The 2350-nt window shown below is 67.4% G+C and carries 2 protein-coding genes; both read left to right on the forward strand.

What is annotated here, in order from left to right:
• Positions 1-1552 (forward strand): molybdopterin-dependent oxidoreductase (locus RMP09_RS00985; protein WP_310564142.1); only part of this gene is annotated, 1552 nt, incomplete at its 5' end.
• Positions 1549-2350 (forward strand): NADH-quinone oxidoreductase subunit H (locus RMP09_RS00990; protein ID WP_310564143.1); only part of this gene is annotated, 802 nt, incomplete at its 3' end. The genes RMP09_RS00985 and RMP09_RS00990, both read left to right, overlap by 4 nt.

Here is a 2350-nt window from a genome sequence, read left to right on the forward strand (position 1 = left end):
CAACATGATCGACATCTGCCCGGTCGGTGCGCTGACCAGCAAGCCGTTCCGCTACAGCGCCCGCACCTGGGAACTCTCGCGCCGCAAGAGCGTGAGCCCGCACGATTCGACCGGTGCCAACCTGATCGTCCAGGTCAAGAACCACCAGGTCATGCGCGTCGTGCCGCTGGAGAACGAAGCCGTCAACGAGTGCTGGATCGCCGACCGCGACCGTTTCTCGTACGAAGCCCTCAACGGTGAAGACCGCCTGACCCAGCCCATGCTCAAGCAGGGCGGGGAATGGAAGACGGTCGACTGGCAGACCGCGCTGGAGTACGTCGCCAATGGCCTTAAGCAGGTCAAGGCCGACCACGGCGCCAACGCCATCGGCGTGTTGGCCAGCCCGCACAGCACGGTGGAAGAACTGGCCCTGGCCGGAGCGCTGGTGCGCGGTCTGGGCAGCCAGAACATCGACACCCGCCTGCGCCAGGTCGACTTCGGCAACGCCGCGCCCGCTGGCGCCGCCCGCTGGCTGGGCCTGCCCGTCGCGCAGCTGTCGTCGCTGCAGCGCGTGCTGGTGGTCGGTTCCAACCTGCGCAAAGACCATCCGCTGTTCGCGCAGCGCATCCGTCAGGCCGCTCGCAAGGGTGCCCAGGTGAACGTGCTCAACGCCGGGTCGCAAGACTGGGCGATGGCGGTGAAGAACGAAGTGCTGGCCGACAGCACGCACTGGGTGGCCGCACTCGCCGGCATCGCCAATGCCGTGGGCGCCGACATCGGCGTGCTCGCGCCGGTGGTTGCCGAGGTGACCGATGCCGCGCGTGCCGTGGCCAAGTCTCTGCTCAGCGGTGAGCACAAAGCCATCCTGCTGGGCAACGCCGCGGCGCACCACGCCCAGGCGTCCAGCTTGCTGTCGCTGGCCAACTGGATCGCGCAGCAGACCGGTGCCACCGTGGGTTACCTCACCGAAGCCGCCAACACGGTGGGCGCTCAGCTCGTCAACGCCCTGGCAGGCCAGGGCGGCCTGAACGCCGGCCAGATGCTGGGCGGCGCCCTCAAGGCGGCCATCCTGCTGAACACCGAACCCGCACACGACAGCGCGACCGGCGCCGCCGGTCTGCAGGGCGCTGGCATGGTGGTCACGCTCAGCCCGTTCAAGGCCAATCTGGACATCAGCGACGTGCTGCTGCCCATCGCACCGTTCACCGAGACCTCGGGTTCCTTCGTCAACGCCGAAGGCCGCCTGCAGAGCTTCCACGCTGTGGTGCGCCCGCTGGGTGACACCCGTCCGGCCTGGAAGGTGCTGCGCGTGCTCGGCAACCTGCTGGGCCTGTCAGGCTTTGATGCCGATTCGTCTCAAGCAGTGCTGTCGGCGGCGCTGCCGGGCGTGGCCGGTGGTGAGGTGGTGGATGCCGCACGGCTGTCGAATGCCAGCTCGGCGTTTATCGACACCAGTCCTGCGCAGGGCCAACCCTGCGTGGCGCCCATCTACCAACTCGATTCGCTGGTGCGGCGCGCCAGTTCGCTGCAGCTGACGGCCGATGGCCGCGCAGCCCAAGGAGCACACGCATGATCGACGCGATGTACAACGCCGGTCTGGGCCTGCTGCCGGCCTCGTGGTGGACGACGGCCGCCTGGCCTGTGATCTGGAGCCTGCTCAAGATCGTGGTCGTGCTGGCCCCGCTGATGGGGGCCGTGGCCTACCTCACGCTGTGGGAGCGCAAGCTGCTGGGTTTCATGCAGGTCCGCCTGGGCCCGAACCGCGTGGGACCGTTCGGTCTGCTGCAACCGATCGCCGACGCGCTCAAGCTGCTGACCAAGGAAATCATCAGCCCCAGCGCCGCCGCGCCGGGCCTGTTCCGCCTGGGCCCCATCATGGCCATCATGCCGGCGCTGGCCGCCTGGGTGGTTGTGCCGTTCGGCCCTGAATCGGTCATCGCCAACGTCAACGCCGGTTTGCTCGTGATCCTGGCGATCACCTCCATCGAGGTGTATGGCGTGATCATCGCGGGCTGGGCGTCCAACTCCAAGTACGCCTTCCTGGGGGCCTTGCGCGCCTCGGCCCAGATGGTGAGCTACGAAATCGCCATCGGCTTCTGTTTCCTGGTGGTCGTGATGACCGCCGGCAGCCTGAACCTGGGGGACATCGTGGCCTCGCAGGCCAAGGGCCACGGCGCGAGCATGGGTCTGTCTTTCCTGTCCTGGAACTGGTTGCCGCTGCTGCCCATCTTCATGGTCTACCTGATCTCGGGTGTGGCCGAAACCAACCGCCACCCCTTCGACGTGGTGGAGGGCGAGGCGGAAATCGTGGCCGGTCACATGGTCGAGTACTCGGGCATGGGCTTCGCCATCTTCTTCCTGGCCGAATACG

It is taken from the genome of Hydrogenophaga sp. (assembly GCF_031426985.1).
Lineage (GTDB): Bacteria > Pseudomonadota > Gammaproteobacteria > Burkholderiales > Burkholderiaceae_C > Hydrogenophaga.